This is a genomic window from Pseudomonas sp. LAIL14HWK12:I10 (assembly GCF_900184205.1).
In the GTDB taxonomy this organism is placed as follows: Bacteria; Pseudomonadota; Gammaproteobacteria; order Pseudomonadales; family Pseudomonadaceae; genus Aquipseudomonas; species Aquipseudomonas kermanshahensis.
In genome coordinates, this window is record NZ_FXWU01000010.1 from 93,652 (window position 1) to 115,545 (window position 21,894).

17 protein-coding genes and 2 tRNA genes are annotated in these 21,894 nt (G+C 62.5%); 5 read left to right on the top strand and 14 right to left on the bottom strand.

Annotation, left to right across the window (positions count from 1 at the left end; genetic code table 11):
• Positions 1-50: 50 nt before the first annotated feature.
• The 5 genes from asd to leuC all read right to left on the bottom strand — a co-directional run bounded on the left by asd (position 51) and on the right by leuC (position 5,352).
• Positions 51-1,163, bottom strand: coding sequence for an aspartate-semialdehyde dehydrogenase (gene asd / locus QOS90_RS21310; protein ID WP_027596728.1), 1,113 nt, complete (start codon positions 1,161-1,163; stop codon positions 51-53).
• A gap of 63 nt (positions 1,164-1,226) precedes the next feature.
• Positions 1,227-2,309 carry a 3-isopropylmalate dehydrogenase gene (gene leuB, locus QOS90_RS21315; RefSeq protein WP_027596729.1) on the bottom strand — a complete coding sequence of 361 codons (1,083 nt, stop codon included), beginning with the start codon at positions 2,307-2,309 and terminating at the stop codon, positions 1,227-1,229.
• A gap of 54 nt (positions 2,310-2,363) precedes the next feature.
• Complete coding sequence (locus QOS90_RS21320) at positions 2,364-3,128, bottom strand: class I SAM-dependent methyltransferase (protein ID WP_027596730.1); 765 nt, start codon at positions 3,126-3,128, stop codon at positions 2,364-2,366.
• A 149-nt stretch (positions 3,129-3,277) separates the two neighbouring features.
• On the bottom strand, positions 3,278-3,922 hold the full coding sequence (gene leuD, locus QOS90_RS21325; protein WP_085273679.1) for a 3-isopropylmalate dehydratase small subunit: 645 nt from the start codon (positions 3,920-3,922) through the stop codon (positions 3,278-3,280).
• Positions 3,919-5,352 (bottom strand): 3-isopropylmalate dehydratase large subunit, encoded by a 1,434-nt coding sequence (leuC, locus tag QOS90_RS21330; protein ID WP_027596732.1) that lies wholly within the window; start codon positions 5,350-5,352, stop codon positions 3,919-3,921. The genes leuD and leuC overlap by 4 nt, the downstream gene beginning before the upstream one ends.
• 130 nt (positions 5,353-5,482) lie before the next feature.
• Here leuC and QOS90_RS21335 point away from each other — a divergent pair, with 130 nt between their 5' ends.
• On the top strand, positions 5,483-6,361 hold the full coding sequence (locus QOS90_RS21335; protein ID WP_027596733.1) for a LysR family transcriptional regulator: 879 nt from the start codon (positions 5,483-5,485) through the stop codon (positions 6,359-6,361).
• A 61-nt stretch (positions 6,362-6,422) separates the two neighbouring features.
• On the top strand, positions 6,423-9,719 hold the full coding sequence (locus tag QOS90_RS21340) for a bifunctional diguanylate cyclase/phosphodiesterase (RefSeq protein WP_085273680.1): 3,297 nt from the start codon (positions 6,423-6,425) through the stop codon (positions 9,717-9,719).
• Between the two features lie 56 nt (positions 9,720-9,775).
• On the opposite strand, the gene QOS90_RS21345 is transcribed toward QOS90_RS21340, so the two are convergent.
• The 8 genes from QOS90_RS21345 to gltX all read right to left on the bottom strand — a co-directional run bounded on the left by QOS90_RS21345 (position 9,776) and on the right by gltX (position 15,440).
• Positions 9,776-10,219 carry an Hsp20 family protein gene (locus QOS90_RS21345; protein WP_027596735.1) on the bottom strand — a complete coding sequence of 148 codons (444 nt, stop codon included), beginning with the start codon at positions 10,217-10,219 and terminating at the stop codon, positions 9,776-9,778.
• Positions 10,220-10,481: 262 nt separating this feature from the next.
• On the bottom strand, positions 10,482-11,453 hold the full coding sequence (locus tag QOS90_RS21350; RefSeq protein ID WP_085273681.1) for a tRNA dihydrouridine synthase: 972 nt from the start codon (positions 11,451-11,453) through the stop codon (positions 10,482-10,484).
• A gap of 51 nt (positions 11,454-11,504) precedes the next feature.
• Entirely contained in the window at positions 11,505-11,939 is a 435-nt protein-coding gene (locus QOS90_RS21355) for an acyl-CoA thioesterase (protein ID WP_027596737.1), read from the bottom strand.
• Positions 11,940-11,988: 49 nt separating this feature from the next.
• A complete protein-coding gene (locus tag QOS90_RS21360; protein ID WP_085273682.1) occupies positions 11,989-12,822 on the bottom strand; it encodes an alpha/beta fold hydrolase in 834 nt (277 codons plus the stop codon).
• 25 nt (positions 12,823-12,847) lie between these two features.
• Positions 12,848-13,387, bottom strand: coding sequence for a TetR/AcrR family transcriptional regulator (locus QOS90_RS21365; RefSeq protein ID WP_085273683.1), 540 nt, complete (start codon positions 13,385-13,387; stop codon positions 12,848-12,850).
• 165 nt (positions 13,388-13,552) lie between these two features.
• Positions 13,553-13,628: transfer RNA gene (locus QOS90_RS21370), tRNA-Glu, on the bottom strand.
• A 41-nt stretch (positions 13,629-13,669) separates the two neighbouring features.
• A tRNA-Ala gene (locus QOS90_RS21375) sits at positions 13,670-13,745 on the bottom strand.
• Positions 13,746-13,958: 213 nt separating this feature from the next.
• Positions 13,959-15,440: a glutamate--tRNA ligase gene (gltX, locus tag QOS90_RS21380; RefSeq protein WP_027596096.1), complete on the bottom strand. Its 1,482-nt coding sequence runs from the start codon at positions 15,438-15,440 to the stop codon at positions 13,959-13,961.
• Positions 15,441-15,583: 143 nt separating this feature from the next.
• Between gltX and QOS90_RS21385 the strand changes: the two genes are divergently transcribed.
• Both QOS90_RS21385 and QOS90_RS21390 read left to right on the top strand, forming a co-directional pair.
• Entirely contained in the window at positions 15,584-16,639 is a 1,056-nt protein-coding gene (locus QOS90_RS21385) for an HlyD family secretion protein (RefSeq protein WP_027596095.1), read from the top strand.
• On the top strand, positions 16,629-18,179 hold the full coding sequence (locus tag QOS90_RS21390) for an MDR family MFS transporter (RefSeq protein ID WP_027596094.1): 1,551 nt from the start codon (positions 16,629-16,631) through the stop codon (positions 18,177-18,179). The genes QOS90_RS21385 and QOS90_RS21390 overlap by 11 nt, the downstream gene beginning before the upstream one ends.
• 187 nt (positions 18,180-18,366) lie before the next feature.
• On the opposite strand, the gene uvrB is transcribed toward QOS90_RS21390, so the two are convergent.
• The gene (uvrB, locus tag QOS90_RS21395; RefSeq protein ID WP_027596093.1) at positions 18,367-20,382 is read right to left on the bottom strand and encodes an excinuclease ABC subunit UvrB; all 2,016 of its coding nucleotides are present in this window, start codon (positions 20,380-20,382) and stop codon (positions 18,367-18,369) included.
• Between the two features lie 287 nt (positions 20,383-20,669).
• Here uvrB and QOS90_RS21400 point away from each other — a divergent pair, with 287 nt between their 5' ends.
• The gene (locus QOS90_RS21400; protein WP_085273684.1) at positions 20,670-21,866 is read left to right on the top strand and encodes an amino acid aminotransferase; all 1,197 of its coding nucleotides are present in this window, start codon (positions 20,670-20,672) and stop codon (positions 21,864-21,866) included.
• The last annotated feature ends 28 nt before the right edge of the window (positions 21,867-21,894 follow it).

Genomic DNA, 21,894 nt, shown 5'->3' on the forward strand with positions numbered 1-21,894 from the left:
AAGCCCTGCAAGGCCAACGCCTTGCAGGGCTTCGAACGATCAAACCCGGTTTAACGTTCCAGCAGGATCCGCAGCATGCGGCGCAGCGGCTCGGCAGCGCCCCACAGCAGCTGGTCGCCGACGGTGAACGCGCCCAGGTACTGGGAACCCATGTTCAGCTTGCGCAGGCGACCTACCGGAATGTTCAGGGTACCGGTGACATTGGTCGGGCTCAGCTCCTGCATGCTGATCTCGCGCTGGTTCGGCACCAGCTTCACCCACGGGTTGTGCTGGCTGATCATGCCTTCGATATCGGCCAGCGGCACGTCCTTGTTCAGCTTGATGGTCAGCGCCTGGCTGTGGCAGCGCATGGCGCCGATGCGCACGCAAATGCCATCGACCGGGATCGGGCTCTTGAAGCGGCCGAGGATCTTGTTGGTTTCAGCCTGGGCCTTCCACTCTTCGCGGCTCTGGCCGTTCGGCAGCTCCTTGTCGATCCACGGGATCAGGCTGCCAGCCAGCGGCACGCCGAAGTTCTCGGTCGGGTAGGCTTCGCTGCGCATGGCCTCGGCGACCTTGCGGTCGATGTCGAGAATGGCGCTGGCCGGGTTGGCCAGGTCATCGGCCACAGCCGCGTGGGTAGCGCCCATCTGCTTGATCAGCTCACGCATGTTCTGCGCGCCAGCACCGGAGGCCGCCTGATAGGTCATGGCACTCATCCACTCGACCAGGCCAGCTTCGAACAGGCCACCCAGGCCCATCAGCATCAGGCTGACGGTGCAGTTGCCGCCGATGTAGTTCTTGGTACCAGCGTCGAGCTGCTGGTCGATCACCTTGCGGTTGACCGGGTCGAGCACGATCACTGCGTCGTCCTGCATGCGCAGCGACGAGGCGGCATCGATCCAGTAACCCTGCCAGCCTGCTTCACGCAGCTTGGGGAAGACCTCGTTGGTGTAGTCGCCGCCCTGACAGGTCAGGATCACGTCGAGGGTCTTGAGTTCTTCAATCGAATAAGCGTCCTTGAGCGGAGCAATATCCTTGCCCACGTTCGGGCCCTGGCCACCGACATTGGAGGTGGTGAAGAACACCGGCTCGATAAGGTCGAAATCCTGCTCCTCCAGCATCCGCTGCATGAGCACGGAACCGACCATACCGCGCCAACCGATCAGACCTACACGTTTCATCGCAACTACACCTTTGCTAAAAGTGGGCCGCCACCGACCAAAAACGGTGGCGGGCCAGAGAGATTACAGATTCCGCAGCGCTGCGACTACTGCGTCGCCCATTTCCTGCGTGCCTACTTTGTCGCAGCCGGCCGACCAGATGTCACCGGTGCGCAGCCCTTGGTCCAGCACCAGGCTGACCGCCTGCTCGATGGCCTCGGCAGCAGCGTGCTGGTTGAAGCTGTAACGCAGCATCATCGACACCGACAAAATGGTCGCCAGCGGGTTGGCGATGCCCTGCCCGGCGATGTCCGGCGCCGAGCCGTGACACGGCTCGTACATGCCCTTGTTGTTGGCATCCAGCGACGCCGACGGCAGCATGCCGATGGAACCGGTCAGCATGGAAGCTTCATCCGACAGGATGTCACCGAACATGTTGTCGGTCACTACCACGTCGAACTGCTTGGGCGCGCGCACCAGCTGCATGGCCGCGTTGTCCACGTACATGTGGCTCAGCTCGACATCCGGGTAATCCTTGGCCACGTCTTCGACCACTTCGCGCCACAACTGGCTGGACGCCAGAACGTTGGCCTTGTCCACCGAACACAGCTTCTTGCCGCGCACACGGGCCATGTCGAAGCCGACGCGGGCAATACGGCGCACTTCGCTTTCGCTGTAGGGCAGCGTGTCATACGCCTGGCGCTCGCCGCCTTCGAGTTCACGCTGGCCACGTGGCGCGCCGAAATAGATGCCACCGGTCAGTTCGCGAACGATGAGGATATCCAGGCCCGAGACGATTTCCGGCTTGAGCGACGAGGCATCGGCCAGTTGCGGATAGAGGATGGCCGGGCGCAGGTTGGCGAACAGGCCCAATTGCGAACGGATTTTCAGCAGGCCGCGCTCAGGGCGGATGTCACGCTCGATCTTGTCCCATTTCGGGCCACCCACAGCGCCCAGCAGCACAGCATCGGCCTGGCGCGCACGCTCCAGGGTCTCGTCTGCCAGCGGCACGCCGTGCTTGTCGATGGCCGCGCCACCAATCACGTCGTGGGCCAGGCTGAAGCCGAGCTGGAACTTGTCGTTGGCCAGCTCCAGCACCTTGACCGCCTCGGCCATGATTTCCGGACCAATGCCATCACCTGGGAGAATCAGAATCTGCTTGCTCATGCTTTCCTCTATCCATTCAAGCGGTGCGGCCAGCTCGGCCACACCGAAAAAAACTCAGCGCTCAGCCCACAGTACCAGCACATCGGTGCTGAACGAGCCGTCGGCTTCGATCTGGTAATACTGCCGCACTTCCTCGCCCATGGCTTGCTGCAATTGGCGTATGGCCACACGCATGGGTTCGGGGGTACGCATACGCTCGACCCAGGTGCCAAACTCCAGGCGCAGCGGCTGCCGGGTGTGGCTGCGCACATACAGGCCAGCTTCGCTGACTTGGCGCTGCCATTCGGCGACGGAATAGTCGCGCACGTGGCTGGTGTCGCGCAGCACCTCGACGGTTTGCAGGTAGGTGTCGAGCAACGGGCTGCCCGGCGACATGACGTCGATGAAGGCCGCCACACCGCCCGGTTTCAGCACGCGGCGCACTTCGCGCAGGGCCAGGCCCAGGTCGCTCCAGTGGTGTGCCGAGTAGCGGCTGAAAACGAAGTCGAACGAGGCGTCGGCGAACGGCAGGCGTTCGGCGGCGCCGCGTTGCGTGGTGATATTGCCCAGGCCACGGTCGGCGGCGGCACTGGCTACCACGTCGAGCATGGACTGCGACAGGTCATAGGCGACCACCTCGGCGACCAAGGGCGCAACGTGGAAACTGACATGACCGGCACCGCAGCCCAGGTCCAGCACACGGGCCTCGGCCTGGCCGGCCAGCGCGGCTTGCAGCAGGGCGAATTCGGTGCCCTGGGCGTGCACGGCGCTGCTGAGGTAGGCGTTGGCCTGCTCGCCGAACTGACGTTGGACCACGTCGGTGTGGGTGGTGCTGGTCATGTATAAATCCTTTTGGTTTCTTGTTGCCTTTACCGGCCCTTTCGCGGGTAAACCCGCTCCCACAAGTACTGCACAAGACTTTAGGGCAGAGGAGTTCCTGTGGGAGCGGGCTTGCCCCGCGAAGGGGCCAACCCTGTCACCTACGCCTATCAGGCATCCCGAAACAGCCAAGGCTGGCTGGCGCGGTGCTTGACTTCGAAGGCCTTGATCGAATCGCCGTCCTGCAAGGTCAGGCCGATGTCATCGAGGCCGTTGAGCAAGCAGTGCTTGCGGAACGCGTCGATCTCGAAGTGCAGCACCTTGCCATCAGGACGGGTCACGGCCTGGGCTTGCAGGTCGATGGTCAGCTGATAGCCAGGGTTGGCTTCGACCTGCTTGAACAGCTCGTCGACTTCCTCATCGCTGAGGATGATCGGCAGCAAGCCGTTCTTGAAGCTGTTGTTGAAGAAGATGTCGGCAAAGCTCGGTGCGATGACGCTGCGGAAGCCGTACTCGTCCAACGCCCATGGCGCGTGTTCGCGGCTCGAACCACAACCGAAGTTTTCCCGCGCCAGCAACACGCTTGCGCCCTGGTAGCGCGCGTGGTTGAGCACGAACTCTTCGTTCAACGGGCGCTTGCTGTTGTCCTGGTAGGGCTGGCCCACGTCCAGGTAGCGCCACTCGTCGAACAGGTTGGGGCCGAAGCCGGTGCGCTTGATCGACTTGAGAAACTGCTTGGGGATGATCTGGTCGGTGTCGACGTTGGCACGGTCCAACGGCGCGACGAGGCCAGTGTGCTGGGTAAAGGCTTTCATGCTGCGCTCCCTTGGATCAACTCGCGGACATCGATGAAGTGGCCAGTCACCGCAGCGGCGGCGGCCATGGCCGGGCTGACCAGGTGGGTACGGCCACCGGCACCCTGGCGGCCTTCAAAGTTGCGGTTGGACGTGGAGGCACAGTGCTCGCCGCTTTCCAGGCGGTCCGGGTTCATCGCCAGGCACATCGAGCAACCAGGCTCGCGCCACTCAAAGCCGGCTTCGAGGAAGATCTTGTCCAGGCCTTCACGCTCGGCTTGCGCCTTCACCAGGCCCGAGCCCGGGACGACAATGGCCTGCTTGACGGTAGCGGCCACTTTGCGGCCCTTGGCGATTTCGGCCGCGGCGCGCAAGTCTTCGATTCGCGAGTTGGTGCACGAGCCGATGAACACGCGGTCCAGCTGAATATCGGTGATCGCCTGGTTGGCGGTCAGGCCCATGTACTTCAGGGCACGCTCGATCGAGCCCCGCTTGACCAGGTCGGCTTCCGCAGCTGGGTCCGGTACGCGCTGATCAACGGCCAACACCATCTCGGGCGATGTGCCCCAGCTGACCTGTGGTTTGATTTGCGCGGCATCCAGTTCGACCACGGTGTCGAACACGGCGTCTTCATCGGAGACGAGGTCTTTCCACGACTCGACGGCTTGCTTCCATTGCTCGCCCTTCGGTGCATAGGGGCGGCCTTCGACATAGGCGACGGTGGTGGCATCGGTCGCCACCAGGCCCACGCGGGCACCGGCTTCGATCGACATGTTGCAGATGGTCATGCGGCCTTCCATGGACAAGCCACGGATCGCGCTGCCGGCGAATTCCATGGCGTGGCCGTTGCCACCCGCGGTGCCGATCTTGCCGATGACGGCGAGGACGATGTCCTTGGCAGTGACGCCGGCAGGCAATTCGCCTTCGACGCGCACCAGCATGTTCTTCATCTTCTTGGCGACCAGGCACTGGGTGGCGAGCACATGCTCGACCTCGGAGGTGCCGATGCCGTGGGCCAAGGCACCGAAAGCGCCGTGGGTGGACGTGTGCGAGTCGCCGCAGACCACGGTCATGCCCGGCAAGGTGGCACCTTGCTCCGGGCTGATGACGTGGACGATGCCCTGACGCTCGTCATTCATCTTGAATTCGACGATGCCGTACTCGTCACAGTTCTCATCGAGGGTCTGCACCTGGAGGCGCGACACCTGGTCGACGATGGCGTCGATACCGCCCTTGCGCTCTGGCGTGGTCGGCACGTTGTGATCAGGGGTGGCGATGTTGGTATCGATGCGCCATGGCTTGCGGTTCGCCAGGCGCAGGCCTTCAAAGGCCTGGGGCGACGTCACTTCGTGGATGATGTGGCGGTCGATGTAGATCAAGGACGAGCCGTCATCACGGCGCTTGACCTCATGGGCTTCCCAGAGTTTGTCGTAGAGCGTTTTGCCAGCCATCAGACTGTTCCTCATCAGCGTCTTTCTATGCCAAAGACCCCTTGGCTTGTACGGACGATGCTATGGCGATAGATTGAATAACTCAAATTCATAATTTTTATACTTTGCATAACCACCAGGAATCTGAAAGATGGATCTGGCCAACCTCAGCGCTTTTATCGCCATTGCCGAGACCGGCAGCTTCTCGGGGGCCGGCGAACGCCTGCACCTGACCCAGCCCGCCATCAGCAAACGCATCGCCGGGCTTGAGCAACAACTGGACGTGCGCCTGTTCGACCGACTGGGGCGTGAAGTGACCCTGACCGAGGCCGGGCGGGCGCTGTTGCCACGGGCCTATCAGATTCTCAACGTGCTTGATGATACCCGGCGCGCGCTGACCAATTTGACCGGGGAAGTGAGTGGTCGGTTGACCCTGGCCACCAGCCACCATATCGGCTTGCACCGCTTGCCCCCGCTTTTACGGGCCTTTACCCGGCAGTATCCTTCGGTGGCGTTGGATATTCAGTTCATGGACTCAGAAGCTGCCTACGACGAGATACTCCATGGCCGCGCTGAAATTGCCGTTATCACCCTGGCGCCAGAGCCCCACCACCTGATCAAGGCGATCCCGGTGTGGGACGACGCGCTGGACTTCGTGGCGGCCCCGGAACACCCGCTGGCCAACAACCACGCGGTCAGCCTGGCCGATGTCGCGCGCCACCCGGCGGTCTTCCCCGGTGGTAATACCTTTACACACCACATCGTCCAGCGGCTGTTCGAAAGCCAGGGCCTGACGCCGAACATCGCCATGAGCACCAACTACCTGGAAACCATCAAGATGATGGTTTCCATCGGCCTGGCCTGGAGCGTGCTGCCGCGCACCATGCTCGATGATCAGGTTGCACCCATCGCTTTACCCGGCATACAGCTGTCGCGCCAGCTAGGCTACATTCTGCACACGGAGCGAACGCTATCGAATGCGGCGAGGGCCTTCATGGCCCTGCTCGACAGCCATGCAGGGTCCGCCTGACCGGTCGTCAGTACGGCATTTCCAACTCAAGGACGCGTCAAACGCCAAAGGTCTGGTACCAATGCCCAAATCAGCAAACCGCTTTCCGCGCCTGCCGCGCATTCCTGCGGCCGACCCACAGGAATCCGAACAGGCCTGGCAAAACGCCCCGCAACTGCTCGCCGCGCTCAACGGCGCCCGCCTGGGGGCCTGGCTGTGGGACATCGAAACCGGCCGGGTCAGCTGGTCACGCGGTACCCAGGCGCTGTTCGGTTTCGACCCGCTACGCCCGCTGCCCAACGACATCGACTACCTCGACCTGCTGCCCGAAGAAGACCGCGCACGCACCCGCCAGCTGTTCCAGGCGGTGGTCAACGGCGAGCCCGTGGAGCAAGCGATGCGCCACCGCATCCGCTGGCCGGATGGCAGCCTGCACTGGCTGGAGATCAACGGCAGCCTGACTCACGACCGCCACGGCCGACCGCAGATGATCGGGGTCATCCGTGAGATAACCCGCCAGCGCGAGCGCGAAACGGCGCTGATCAACTCGGAAAAACGCTTTGCCACGCTGTTTCACCTGAGCCCCAATGCCATCCTTCTGACCCGCCGCCACGACGGCATGATCTTCGAGGTCAACCAGCATTTCGAAGACATGTTCGGCTGGCCAGGCAACCAAGTGATCGGCAAGACCAGCCTGGAGCTGGGCCTGTGGGTGCACCCCGAGCAGCGCCCGCAACTGCTGGACGCTACCCGCGCCAGCGGTGGCCCACTGATCATGGAAGTGCAGTTCCGGGCCAGCAATGACAAGGTGCACGACGGCATCCTCTGCACCCAGGCCATCGAACTGGAGGGGGTGACGTTTTTGCTCAGCACCTTCGTCGACACTACCGAACGCAAGCGTGCCGAACAGGCCCTCAAGGACAGCCAGGAACGCCTCGACCTGGCCCTGGACTCAGCCCAGCTGGGCACCTGGGACTGGCACATCCCCAGCGGCATGCTCTACGGCTCGGCCCGTGCCGCGCAGCTGCACGGGCTGGACCCGATCCCCTTCCACGAATCGTTCGATGCCTTTTTCGAGGGCGTACCGGAGGAAGAGCGCAATGTCATGCGCCAGGCCTACCGCAGCCTGCGCGAAGGGCCTGCGGGCAATTACCAGATCACTTACCGCGTGCAGCTGGAGAACGGCGCGTCACGCTATATCGAAAGCCGCGCACGGCTGTACCGGGACGACCAGGGCAACCCCTTGCGCATGGCCGGCACCCTGCTGGACATCACCGACCAGGTCGAGCGCGAGCAACGCCTCAGCGCCTCGGAAGAAAAATTCGCCAGCCTGTTCCAGGTCAGCCCTGACCCCATCTGCGTGACCCGCCAGGACACCGGCCAGTTCATCGAGATCAACCCAGCCTTTACCCAGACGTTCGGCTGGAGCGCCGACCAAGTGATCGGCCGCACCGCCGAGGAAATCGGCCTGTGGGCTGAGTCCATCGAACGTGCGCAGCGCATCGAGCGGGTGATCCGCGAACAGGCCTTGAGCAACGTGGCGGTGGTGGTCAACCACCGCCACGGCGCGCCCTTGACCTGCGTGATATCCAGCTGCCTGATCAGCGTCGATGACCACCCCTGCAGCGTCACCACCCTGCGCGACATTACCCAGCAGCAACGGGCCGAGGCGGCGCTGAAATCCAGCGAAGAGAAGTTCGCCAAGGCCTTCCACTCAAGCCCTGATGCCATCACCATCACCGAGCGCTACAGCGGCCGCTACCTGGAAATCAACGACGGTTTCTGCCGGCTCACCGGCTACAGCGCGGCCGAAGTGGTTGGGCGCAGCGTGTATGAACTGGGCATCTGGGCCGATGACAAGCAGCGCAGCGCCCTGCTCGCCGAGCTCAAAGAGCGTGGCCGAGTGCACCATCGGGAGATGCTCGGGCGCAACAAGCGCGGCGATATCCTCACCGTCGAAGTGTCGGTGGAACCGATCACCCTCAACGAAACCGACTGCCTGCTGCTGACCGCCCGCGATGTCAGCCAACTGAAAAATGCCCAGGCGCAGATCCGCCACCTGGCGTACCACGACCCGCTGACCAACCTGCCCAACCGCGCCCTGCTGATGGACCGCCTGAGCCAGCAGATCGCCCTGCTCAAGCGCCACAACCTGCGTGGCGCGCTGCTGTTCCTTGACCTCGACCACTTCAAGCACATCAACGATTCCTTGGGCCACCCGGTAGGCGATACGGTACTGAAGATCATCACCGCTCGCCTGGAGGCCAGCGTGCGCCTGGAAGACACCGTGGCGCGGCTGGGGGGCGATGAATTCGTGGTGCTGCTCAGCGGCCTGGAAGGCAGCCGCGAACAGGTCGAAAGCAAAGTGCGCGAGCTGGCCGATACCCTGCGTGAACTGCTGGCCGAACCGATGTCGCTGGATGGCCAGCGCCTGCAGGTAACCCCCAGCATCGGCGTGGCGCTGATCCCCGACCACGGCACTACCCCTGCCGACCTGCTCAAGCGTGCCGATATCGCCCTGTACCGGGCCAAGGATTCCGGGCGCAACACCACCCAGTTGTTTCACACCACCATGCAAAAGGCTGCCAGCGAGCGCCTGCGCATGGAAAACGACCTGCGCCTGGCGCTCGCCCGGGGTGAGCTGGCCTTGCACTTCCAGCCCCAGGTGGATGCCCGCGACAACCGTATCGTCGGTGCCGAAGTGCTGCTGCGCTGGCACCACCCGCAGCTCGGCCAGCAGCCACCGGCCCAGTTCATTCAGGTACTGGAAGAAAGCGGCCTGATCCTCGAAGTAGGCAGCTGGATCCTCGACGAAGCCTGCGACGCCTGCGCGCGCATGCTCACGGACGGGTTGATCGACGCTGATGATTTCAGCCTGTGCGTGAACATCAGCCCGCGGCAGTTCCGTCAGAACGATTTCGTCGGGCGGGTGCTGCGCAGCCTGGACGACTACCGCTTGCCACGGCGGATGCTGAAGCTGGAAATCACCGAAGGCATCGTCATCCAGAACCTGGAAGACACCATCAGCAAGATGCGCGAGCTGAAGCGTTACGGGGTGAGTTTTGCCATGGACGACTTCGGCACGGGCTATTCGTCACTGACCTACCTCAAGCGCTTGCCGGTGGATGCATTGAAGATCGACCAGACCTTCGTGCGCGACGCACCGATAGACCCTAATGACGCCGAGATCGTCCGCGCCATCGTCGCCATGGCCCACAGCCTGGACCTGGCGGTAATTGCCGAAGGGGTGGAACTGACCGAGCAACTGGAGTTTCTGGAGAAACTGGGCTGCCATTTGTATCAAGGGTACCTGCACAGCCGGCCGCTGCCGTTGCAGGAATTCCGGCAGATGCTGCTGGAAGCGCCTGCGGATTACTGACTGCCCGCACGCAAAAAAGGGCACCCGAAGGTGCCCTTTTTGTCACAGCCTTACACTCAGTTCAGCGCTGGCTTGTCGCCATTGATCGGGATGCGTTTGGCCTTGGCTTCTTCAGGCACGATGCGCAGCAGATCGATGCTGAGCAAACCATTGGCCAGGCCCGCAGCCTTGACCTCGATGTGGTCGGCTAGGCGGAACGACAGCTTGAAGGCGCGCTGGGCGATGCCCTGATGCAGGTAGGTCACTTCTGCGGCGCTGTTGTCGCGCTTGCCACCGGAGACGGTCAGGACACCTTTTTCGACTTGCAGGTCGAGGTCCTGCTCCTGGAAACCGGCTGCGGCAACCACGATGCGGTAGTGGTCTTCGCCATGTTTTTCCACGTTGTAGGGCGGGTAGCTGCTACCGGCCTCGTTACGTGCCGCGGATTCGAACAGGTCGTTGAAACGGTCGAAGCCAACGGAATGACGGAACAGTGGAGCGAGAGAGAAAGCGGTGGTCATGGTCATAAACTCCTGAGATTCAGCAAGTAAGTCACTGCGCGACCCGAGTTCGGCATCGCGTACTCAAAAGATAAGGTCGGTGAAATGGCTTTCAAGAGGGACCACGAAAAATTTTTTGAGCGGGTTTGCGTTCCATCACAACCTGTGTAGGAGCAGCCTTGTGCTGCGAAGGGGCCTGTGCCCACAGCGAGAAATCACTGGGGTCACGGACCTCTTCGCAGCACAAGGTTGCTCCTACCGTGAATCGGGCAATTCCCCGTGATCAGGCAACACACGCCTCGAATGCCTGTACCTCACCCCCCAACAACCGGCTGATCCGCGCGCAATCATCTTCGCGACGCAATTCGGCAAACAGCACGACCGCCTCCGGGTAGCTGCGGGTCAGCATTGCCAGCCATTGCTTCATCCGCCCCGGCGCATAGCGCGGCGACAGCTTGGCCTGGGCCTGGCGCCAGAACTCGCGCAGCAGCGGTAGCAGGTCGTCCCAGCTCATCGGCTGGTAGTCGCGCCCCTCGCGGGCAGCGGCAATCTGTACGCCCAGGTCGGGCCGCGACACCAGCCCACGCCCCAACATGATGTGTTCGGCACCACTGACCTCACGGCAGCGGCGCCAGTCGTCCACGGTCCAGATTTCGCCATTGGCGAACACCGGCACCTTGACCACATCCTGCACCCGCGCCACCCACTCCCAGTGAGCGGGCGGCTTGTAGCCCTCGACCTTGGTGCGGGCGTGCACCACCAGATGCGCCGAACCGCCTTCGGCCAGGGCCGTGGCGCATTCCAGCGCGCCATCGGGGCTGTCGAAGCCCAGGCGCATCTTCGCCGTCACCGGGATATGCGCCGGCACCGCACGGCGCACTTCGCGGACGATGGCGTGCAGCAGTTCTGGCTCCTTGAGCAGCACCGCGCCGCCGCGCGACTTGTTCACGGTCTTGGCTGGGCAACCGAAGTTCAGGTCGATTACCGGTGCGCCCAGCTCACAGGCCAGCGCTGCGTTCTCGGCCAGGCAGACCGGGTCGGAGCCCAGCAGTTGCACACGCATCGGCACCCCGGCCGCGGTCCGCGCGCCTTGGCGCAATTCAGGCGCTAGCTTGTCGAACGAGGATGCCGGCAGCAGGCGGTCGCACACGCGGATGAACTCGGTGACGCACCAATCGATGCCACCCACTCGGGTCAGGACGTCGCGCAGGATGTTGTCGACCAGCCCCTCCATGGGGGCCAGGGCAATTTGCATGTGAGGGTCTCGACGGGAAAAGGCGGCAGTCTAACAAAAAACCACAGCCCTTCAGGCACCGATCAGCGCTTGGCCGTACCCCTCGATGAACGCTGCAGGCATGCGCTTGGGCTTGCCGCTGGACAATTCGATACAGGCGAAGGTGGTCTGCGCCCGCAACAGGGTCACGCCATCACGCGGGCGCTTGAGCTGAAAGCGGCGGGTCATGCGCAGGCGCTGGTCCCAGTCGATGATCCAGGTCGCCAGCTGCAGCTCGTCATCTTCATAGCCCGCGGCCAGGTAATCGATTTCGTGGCGCACCACCGCCATGGCCCGGTCCAGGCGGCGGTACTCGGCGAGGTCCAGGCCCAGGCGCTGAGAGTGGCGCCAGGCGCAGCGTTCGAGCCACGTGACATAGGTGGCATTGTTGGCGTGGCCGAGGCCGTCGATGTCCTCGCTGCCGACACGCAGGTCGATGATGAAGGGTGTTGCCAAGTCCCAGCTCATGCACGCTCCTAATAACAAAAACACAACTGAAAGCCAGTGTAACGGATGCTCAGGCCCTTTGCCGGGCCGGCGCGCCGGCCCGTGCAAGCAATTCGAGCACCGCCTCGCCCAGGCGCGGGTCGGCCAGCACTCGCTGGTGCCCGCCCTCCTCCAGTAGCAGCAAGCGGCTGTCGAACCAGGCCTTGTGGATGATATGGGCCTCATCGGCAGCCACCAGGCCATCGTCAGCCGCATGTACCACCAAGCCTGGCAGTTCCAACTGGTAACCACTGACATCCAGGCGCGTGATCTGCATCCCCACATCCCGCTCCACCTGGCGTATGAATGCGGCCCGTGCGCGCGCCGGCAACCCCAGGCGATGCGCGAAGCCGCGCAACACGCCGAGCAACCGGGCGGGTGCAGCGATGCTCACTGCCGCCTCCGCGCGCAGCCCCATCTGCAACGCCAGCAACACACTGGCCCCACCCATGGAGTGGCCTATCACCGCGCGCAACGGCGGCAGCTCGGCAGCCGCTTCCAGCAGTGCGCGGGCGAACAACACCACGTGAGCTTGATGGCCTGGAGAGCGACCATGTGCCGGCCCCTCCAACGACACCACTGTATTCCCGGCCTGGACCAGGGCCTCGATCAACGCGGCAAACTGGGTGGGGCGCCCTTCCCAACCGTGCATCAGCAATACTGTCGGCCCCTTGCCCCAACGCAACGCCGACAGCCCGAAGCGCAGGGTGATGCGCTCGGCTTTGGCCAGCAGCGGCAACTCCCACGCTTTTGGGGGCAATGTACGTGGGGTCATGAATGCGCGGCGCATCTTGCCGGCCACATGCTCAGGGGCCAGGTGGCCCAGGGTGCCATTGACGCCACGAATCCAGCTCAGGGTAGTCATCGCCTTGCTCCAGCATTGTGGTTATTCAGATCACCGCCGACTTGGCGGCACGCAATACACGGTCAGAAAGCTCGCCAGTGCCCAAGGCCCGCGCCAGGGCCAGGCCACCGACCATCAGCGCCAGGTCGGCCAGTGCTTTGTCGATGTCTTCGGGGCGGTCGACCATTTTCGCGGTCATCAGCTCGATGTGCTCGGCCAGCACCTCGCGGAACACCTCTGGCAGGCGCTGCATTTCGCCCAGGGCGTTGGGCAGCGGGCAGGCATGCACTTGCGCGTCGCGGTGCTTGCGCGAAAGGTAGAACGCCGTCACCAACGCCCGGCGCGCCTCGCCATCCAGGCTGGGGTCGACGTGCGCCAGCAAGTCCCGCCGTTCGCCCAATAACTGGCGAAACGCCTCCAGCATGAGTTCGTCCTTGCTCTCGAAATGGGCATAGAACCCCCCTACCGTCAGGCCTGCAGCGCCCATGACCTGGCTGACGCTCGGCTCAGCCGGCCCGTGCTGGATCAAGGCGCTGCGCGCAGCTTCGAGTATCCGCTCGCGGGTTTTGCTCTTTTTGTCGTTCATGGCCACCTCGAATATGATGCTTGTAATATTATAAGCATCATATTTTTTGGCAAGCGAAATTAGCGACAACCTGTCGGTGCCCGAAAAAATGGGAAAGGGAGAAAAACAAAAGGCCCATTCAATAAGCGAATGAGCCTTTAAAGTCCCGCAAAACGCGGGTAAACATGGCGTCCCCTAGGGGACTCGAACCCCTGTTACCGCCGTGAAAGGGCGGTGTCCTAGGCCACTAGACGAAGGGGACGTAACCTTCGTGCCGGTCCGTTTTCACGTACCGCGGCAAATTGGTGGAGCTAAGCGGGATCGAACCGCTGACCTCCTGCATGCCATGCAGGCGCTCTCCCAGCTGAGCTATAGCCCCACTATGTCGCTCTGAGCAGAATCGCTGGCTGGGTGCCTGGCGTTTCGTTTCGCTCATCGCTGTGGACGGGGCGCATATTAAGATCGGATTGCACGGCTGTCAAACGAATTTTTGAAAATATTCAAAAGTTTTTTCACAGATAACAATCACTTACCGCCCTGCCCCTTGCAGGCGCAGCCTTGTGCTGCGCCTACATCACTACGGGCTGCTGTGTCAGGCGATGTTCGCCAGCAGCTTTTCCCACTCTTTGTTTTCTTTTTTCGACACACCACCCAGCAAGTCCAGAGCCTGGCGCAAGCGGTAGCGGGTCAGGTCCGGGCCGAGGATTTCCATGGCATCGAGCACCGACACCGAGCTGGCCTGGCCGGTAATAGCGGCGAACATCAGCGGCATGGCGTCACGCAGTTTCAGCTCCAGCGATTCGACCACGGCCTGGATGCAACCGGTGATGCGGTCTTTTTCCCACTGGCGCAGGCTTTCGAGCTTCCACAGGATCAACTGGATGACCTGGCGCACCTGATCAGCCGACAGCTTCTTGCTCTCGAACAGCTTGGCATCGAGCTTCAGCGCGCCCTCGAAGAAGAAGCCCCCCAACGGCGCAACCTGGCTAAAGGTCTCGACCCGGCCTTGAACATGCGGGGCGATCTTCATCATGTAGTCGCTATTGAACGCCCATTTCTGCAAGCGCGCGGCGAACTGTTCAACCGGTAGCTCGCGCAGCCACTGGCCGTTGAGCCAGGACAGTTTTTCAATGTCGAAAATCGGCCCGCCCAGGGAGATGCGCGACAGGTCGAAGTGCTCGACCATTTCGGCCAGGGAGAACTTCTCGCGCTCGTCCGGCATCGACCAGCCCATGCGGCCGAGGTAGTTGAGCATCGCCTCGGGCATGAAGCCCATGCGCTCGTAGAAGGTGACCGAGGTCGGGTTCTTGCGCTTGGACAGCTTGGACTTGTCCGGGTTACGCAGCAGCGGCATGTAGCACAGCTTGGGCTGCTCCCAACCAAAGTACTCGTAAAGCTTGATCAGCTTGGGCGCCGACGGCAGCCACTCTTCACCCCGCAGGACGTGAGTGATGCCCATCAGGTGGTCGTCGACCACGTTGGCCAGGAAGTAGGTCGGCAGGCCGTCGTTCTTCATCAGCACCTGCATGTCCATGCGGTCCCATGGGATTTCGACGTCGCCGCGCAGCATGTCCGGCACCACGCAGATGCCTTCGCTCGGCACCTTCATGCGGATCACGTGGGGCTCGCCGGCGTCCAGGCGGCGCTGCACTTCTTCAGCGCTCAGCAACAGGGCACGGCCGTCGTAACGCGGGGTCTCGCCACGGGCCATTTGCTCGGCGCGCATCTGCTCCAGCTCTTCAGCGGTGCAGAAGCAGTAGAACGCGTGGCCGGCATCGACCAGTTGCTTGGCGTATTTGGCGTAGATCTCGCCACGCTCGCTCTGCCGGTAAGGGCCGTGCGGGCCACCGACGTCCGGGCCTTCGTTCCACTCGATGCCAAGCCAGCGCAAGGCGTCGAAGATCTGCTGTTCCGACTCGCGGGTGGAGCGCAGCTGGTCGGTATCTTCGATGCGCAGGATGAACTCGCCGCCGTGCTGCTTGGCAAAGCAGTAGTTGAACAGGGCGATGTAGGCGGTGCCGACATGGGGGTCGCCCGTGGGCGATGGCGCGATACGCGTGCGTACGGTGGTCATGGAAGGTCTCGAACGAAAGATGAAACAAAGGCGGGATGTTAGCAGGGAGCAGGCACCCGGCTCCAGCAATGGCGCGAACGACACTTGTCGAATTGCCGTCCGTCGCTGTTAAATTTGTTTACATTTCTGGAACCATAGTCCTCATGCCTGCTCAACTCAAACGCCGCCTGCTGATCTTCTTTGTCGTGGTTGCGGCCATCGCCCTCGCCTTTCTGGCCCACTGGTACTTCAAGGGGCGCTTTTACGAAAGTACCGACAACGCTTACGTTCAGGGCGAAATCACCCGTATTTCCAGCCAACTTGGCGCGCGTATCGAAGATGTAAGGGTTCAGGACAACCAGCACGTGGTCAAAGGCGAACTGCTGGTACGCCTGGAAGCCGCCGATTTTCAACTCGCCGTCGAGCGCGCCCGAGCCGCCCTGGCAACCCGTGAAGCGGAACACATGCAAGCTGAAAGCCGCCTGACGCAACAAGGCAGCTTGATCGCTGCGGGCCAGGCCCAGGTCGCCGCCAACCAGGCCACGCTCAACCGCTCACGTCTGGACCTCAACCGCGCAGAAGCCCTGCGTAAGCCTGGCTTCGTGTCCGAGGAGCGGGTGACTACCCTCTCGGCAGAGAGCCATGTCGCCAGCTCCCAAGTCGACAAGGCCCGCGCTGACCTGCAAAGCCAGCGCCAGCAGGTCAATGCCCTGACTGCCGAGCTCAAACGCCTCGATGCGCAGATCGCCAATGCCCGTGCCGACCTTGCCCAGGCCGAATTGAACCTGACCCGCTGCGAGATCCGCGCCCCGATCAGCGGCACCATCGGCCAACGCAACGCACGCAACGGTCAGGTGGTACAGGCTGGCGCCTATCTGCTGTCGATCGTGCCCGACGAAGACATCTGGGTGCAGGCCAACTTCAAGGAAACCCAGATTGGCCACATGCAACCAGGGCAGCGCGCCGAATTGCTGTTCGACAGCTACCCAGACACCCCCATCGAAGCCCGGGTCAACAGCCTGTTCGCAGCTTCCGGCGCCCAGTTCAGCCTGCTGCCACCGGACAACGCCACCGGTAACTTCACCAAGGTGGTGCAGCGCATCCCGGTGAAGCTGACCTTCAGCGCCGACAACCCGCTGCATGGCCGCATCCGCCCCGGCATGTCGGTCACCGCCACTGTCGATATCCGCACCGAGGATGAAGGCCGCAATGGCCGGTGATCAGTTGCTCCGGCCCACTGCCGAGCCCACCCGGCGCGACTGGATTGCGGTGATGAGCGTGATGCTCGGCGCCTTCATGGCCGTGCTCGACATCCAGATCACCAACTCGTCGCTGAAGGACATCCAGGGCGCGCTTTCCGCGACTTTGGAAGAAGGCTCGTGGATCTCCACCTCCTACCTGGTGGCGGAAATCATCATGATCCCGCTGACCGCCTGGCTGGTGCAGTTGCTGTCCGCCCGACGCCTGGCGGTGTGGGTTTCGGCCGGCTTTTTGCTGTCATCCCTGCTCTGCTCCATGGCCTGGAACCTGGAGAGCATGATCATGTTCCGTGCCCTGCAAGGCTTTACCGGTGGCGCGCTGATCCCCCTGGCCTTCACCCTGACCCTGATCAAGCTACCCGAGCACCACCGCGCCAAGGGCATGGCCATGTTCGCCATGACGGCTACCTTCGCGCCCTCGATCGGCCCGACCCTGGGTGGGTGGCTGACCGAGAACTGGGGCTGGGAGTACATCTTCTACATCAACATCCCGCCAGGCTTGGTGATGATCGCTGGGCTGCTGTACGGGCTGGAGAAAAAAGAGGCGCATTGGGAGCTGCTGAAGAGCACCGACTATGCCGGCATCGTCACGCTCGGCCTGGGGCTGGGCTGCCTGCAGGTCTTTCTCGAGGAAGGCCATCGCAAGGATTGGCTGGAATCGAACCTGATCGTCAGCCTGGGCACCGTCGCCCTGATCAGCCTGATTACCTTTGTCATCCTGCAGTTTTCCAAGCCGCACCCTTTGATCAACCTGCGCATCCTCGGCAACCGCAACTTTGGGCTGTCGAGCATTGCCAGCCTGGGCATGGGGGTCGGGCTGTATGGCTCAATCTATTTGCTGCCGCTGTACCTGGCGCAGATCCAGGGCTACAACGCCCTGCAGATCGGCGAGGTGATCATGTGGATGGGGGTACCGCAGCTGTTTCTGATTCCGCTGGTGCCGCAGCTGATGAAAGTGGTCTCGCCGAAAATACTGTGCGCTTTAGGCTTCTGCCTGTTCGGGGCCGCCAGCTTTGGCTCGGGGGTGCTTAACCCGGACTTTGCGGGGCCGCAGTTCAACCACATCCAGATCATTCGGGCACTGGGGCAACCGATGATCATGGTGACCATTTCGTTGATTGCCACGGCCTATATCCAGCAACAAGATGCCGGGTCGGCATCGAGCCTGTTCAACATTCTGCGCAACCTGGGTGGGGCGATTGGCATTGCCTTGCTGGCCACCTTGCTGGATGCGCGGACCAAGGTGTACTTCGACTACCTGCGCGAATCGGTGGTGCCCAGCAACCCACAGGTGGCAGAGCGCTTGGCGCAACTGGCGGAGCGACTGGGCAGTGAGACAGCGGCGCTTGGCAAGCTGAGTGAGATCACCCATCAGCAGGCGCAGATCATGGCGTACAACGATGCCTTCCACTTTGTCGGCATCGGCTTGGCGGTGAGCATGGTGGCGGTGCTGTTGACGCGCAAGCTGCCGGAGGGGTTGAAGGCTGGGGAGGCTCATTGAGCTGATTTGTTTGTTGCCTGTGCCGGCCTCTTCGCGGGGCAAGCCCGCTCCCACAAATGCCCACTGACTTTGAGAGCTGCGTTCATCCTGAGGCAAGCCCGCTCCCACAGATACCTCACTTTTCACAAGGGCACTGAGGTACCTGTGCGGGCTTGCCCCGCGAAGGGGCCTAACCGGGAGCAAAGGATCAGCTGGTGATCAGCCGCTCCCGCAACTGGGTAATCTCGTCGCGCATTTGCGCTGCCGCCTCGAACTCCAGGTCCCGGGCAAACTGCATCATCTTCTCTTCCAGCTGTTTGATACGCTTGGTGATCTCGCCCGGCGTGCGCAGCTCGGCTTCGTAGCGGGCGCTCTCCTCCGCGGCCTTGGCCATACCCTTGCGCTTCTTGCTGCGCGAGCCGGGTACGGTAGCGCCTTCCATGATGTCGGTGATGTCCTTGACCACGCCCTTGGGCACGATACCGTTGGCCAGGTTGAAGGCAATCTGCTTCTCCCGGCGCCGCTCGGTCTCGTCGATCGCCCGCTGCATGGAGCCGGTCATCTGGTCGGCGTACAGGATGGCGCGACCATTGAGGTTACGCGCGGCCCGGCCAATGGTCTGGATCAGTGACCGCTCGGAACGCAGGAAGCCTTCCTTGTCGGCATCGAGAATCGCCACCAGCGACACCTCCGGCATGTCCAACCCCTCACGCAGCAGGTTGATGCCCACCAGCACATCGAAGGTGCCCAAGCGCAGGTCGCGGATGATTTCCACCCGTTCGACCGTGTCGATGTCCGAGTGCAGGTAACGCACCCGCACGTCGTGGTCGGCCAGGTAATCACTGAGGTCCTCGGCCATGCGCTTGGTCAGCGTGGTCGCCAGCACCCGCTCACCCGCATCGACACGCTTGCGGATCTCCGACAGCAGGTCGTCGACCTGGGTCAACGCCGGACGTATCTCCACTTGCGGGTCGACCAGGCCGGTCGGCCGCACCACCTGCTCGACCACGCGGCCAGCATGTTCGGCCTCGTAGGGACCGGGGGTTGCCGAAACGAAAATGGTCTGCGGGCTGACCGACTCCCATTCATCGAAGCGCATGGGCCGGTTATCCAGCGCCGAAGGCAGGCGGAAGCCGTATTCCACCAAGGTTTCCTTGCGCGAGCGGTCGCCCTTGTACATGGCGCCGACCTGGGGGACGCTGACGTGCGACTCGTCGATCACCAGCAGCGCATCCGCGGGCAGGTAGTCGTAAAGGGTGGGTGGCGGCGCGCCGGAGGGGCGCCCGGACAGATAGCGCGAATAGTTTTCGATACCGTTGCAGTAACCCAGCTCCAGGATCATCTCCAGGTCGAAACGGGTGCGCTGCTCCAGCCGCTGCGCCTCCACCAGTTTGTTGCCCTTATGCAGGTATTCGAGCCGGTCCTTGAGCTCTTCCTTGATGCCTTCGACGGCGTCGAGCAGCGTCTCGCGCGGGGTCACGTAGTGGCTCTTGGGGTAGAACGTGAAGCGCGGCAGCTTGCGGAAGACCTCGCCAGTAAGCGGGTCGAAGGCAGCGATGTTCTCCACTTCGTCATCGAACAGCTCGATGCGGATGGCTTCAAGGTCGGATTCGGCCGGGAACACGTCGATTACGTCGCCGCGCACGCGGAAGGTGGCGCGAGCGAAATCCATCTCGTTGCGGGTGTACTGCAAGTCAGCCAGGCGGCGCAGCAAGGCGCGCTGGTCGAGTTTGTCGCCGCGGTCCACGTGCAGGACCATCTTCAGGTAGGTCTCGGGGCTGCCCAGGCCATAGATGCACGACACGGTGGTGACGATGATCGCGTCGCGCCGCTCCAGCAAGGCCTTGGTCGCCGACAGGCGCATCTGCTCGATGTGGTCGTTGATTGACGCATCTTTCTCGATGAAGGTATCGGACGAGGGCACATAGGCTTCGGGCTGGTAGTAGTCGTAGTAGGAAACGAAATACTCGACCGCGTTGTTCGGGAAGAACGCCTTGAACTCGCCATACAGCTGCGCCGCCAGGGTCTTGTTCGGCGCCAGCACCAGGGTCGGTCGCTGCACCTGCTGAATGACGTTGGCGATGCTGAAGGTTTTGCCCGAGCCGGTCACGCCGAGCAACGTCTGGTGCGAAAGCCCCGCCTCGATGCCTTCGACCATCTGGCGAATGGCTTCGGGCTGATCGCCGGCCGGTTGGAAACGGGTGACGAGCTGGAACTCGGACATGAGGGACCTCGCGGTGTCGCAGCAACTGTAAATTTAGCCAGTAGTCTATACCCAAATGCGTTCGCTCGGGGCCGGTTTCAAGCCCCAGGTGTGAACGCTTATTGCTGTGGACACGGCAATAAGACCAATGGTCAAAAAATATTTGCGTAAATGGCTGGAAAAGCTGCGCCAGAGTGTCGCAGTGACCGGTCGGTATCACTATACTGACTCCCCGTTTGTGCACCGCTTCAGTGCATTCGGCTGGAGCGTGTACGTCCTATCACTCTCCAATCAGAGCCAAGGTAACAATGAGCCTGTTTTCCGCTGTCGAGCTGGCACCCCGCGACCCTATTCTGGGCCTCAACGAAGCATTCAACGCCGATCCACGTACCGACAAGGTCAACCTGGGCGTGGGCGTCTACTGCAATGAGGAAGGCCGCATTCCGCTGCTGCGCGCCGTGATCAAAGCCGAGACCCAGCGTGCTGCCCAGCATGCCTCGCGCGGCTACTTGCCGATCGACGGTATCGCGACTTACGACCAGGCCGTGCAAAAACTGCTGTTCGGCGCCGAGTCGCCGCTGCTGGCCGCTGGCCGTGTCGTCACCGTGCAAGCCGTTGGCGGCACCGGTGCGCTGAAGATTGGCGCCGACTTCCTCAAGCGCCTGTCGCCCAATGCCGTGGTTGCCATCAGCGACCCAAGCTGGGAAAACCACCGCGCCCTGTTCGAGACCGCAGGCTTCCCGGTACAGAACTACCGCTATTACGACGCACCGAGCAACGACGTCAACCGCGCCGGCATGCTCGAAGACCTGAACAGCCTGCCGTCCGGCTCGATCGTCGTCCTGCACGCCTGCTGCCACAACCCGACCGGCGTCGACCTCACCCTGGACGACTGGAAAAACGTCCTGGAAGTGGTCAAGGCCAAAGGCCATGTGCCATTCCTCGACATGGCCTACCAGGGCTTTGGTGACGGCATCGCTGAAGACGCCTTCGCCGTGCGCCTGTTCGCCGAGTCGGGCCTGGACTTCTTTGTTTCCAGCTCGTTCTCCAAGTCGTTCTCGCTGTATGGCGAGCGCGTCGGCGCCCTGTCGATCGTGACCGGTTCCAAGGACGAAAGCACCCGCGTGCTGTCCCAGGTCAAGCGCGTGATCCGCACCACCTACTCCAACCCGCCGACCCATGGCGCGACCATCGTCGCCACCGTGCTCAACAACGATGAGCTGCGTCAGATGTGGGAAGCGGAGCTGGGCGAAATGCGCCAGCGCATCCACGGCATGCGCAAGCAGATGGTCGAGCTGCTGGCCACCTACGGTGCCCAGCGCGACTTCAGCTTCGTTGGCCGCCAAGTGGGCATGTTCTCCTACTCCGGCCTGACCGTGGAGCAAGTAGCACGCCTGAAGAACGAGTTCGGCATCTACGCGCTGGACACTGGCCGCATCGCGGTTGCCGCACTGAATCAAAGCAACATCCACGTGGTCACCAAGGCTATCGTCGAAGTGCTGTAACTGCTTGATTCGGTTCTGATTTACCAGG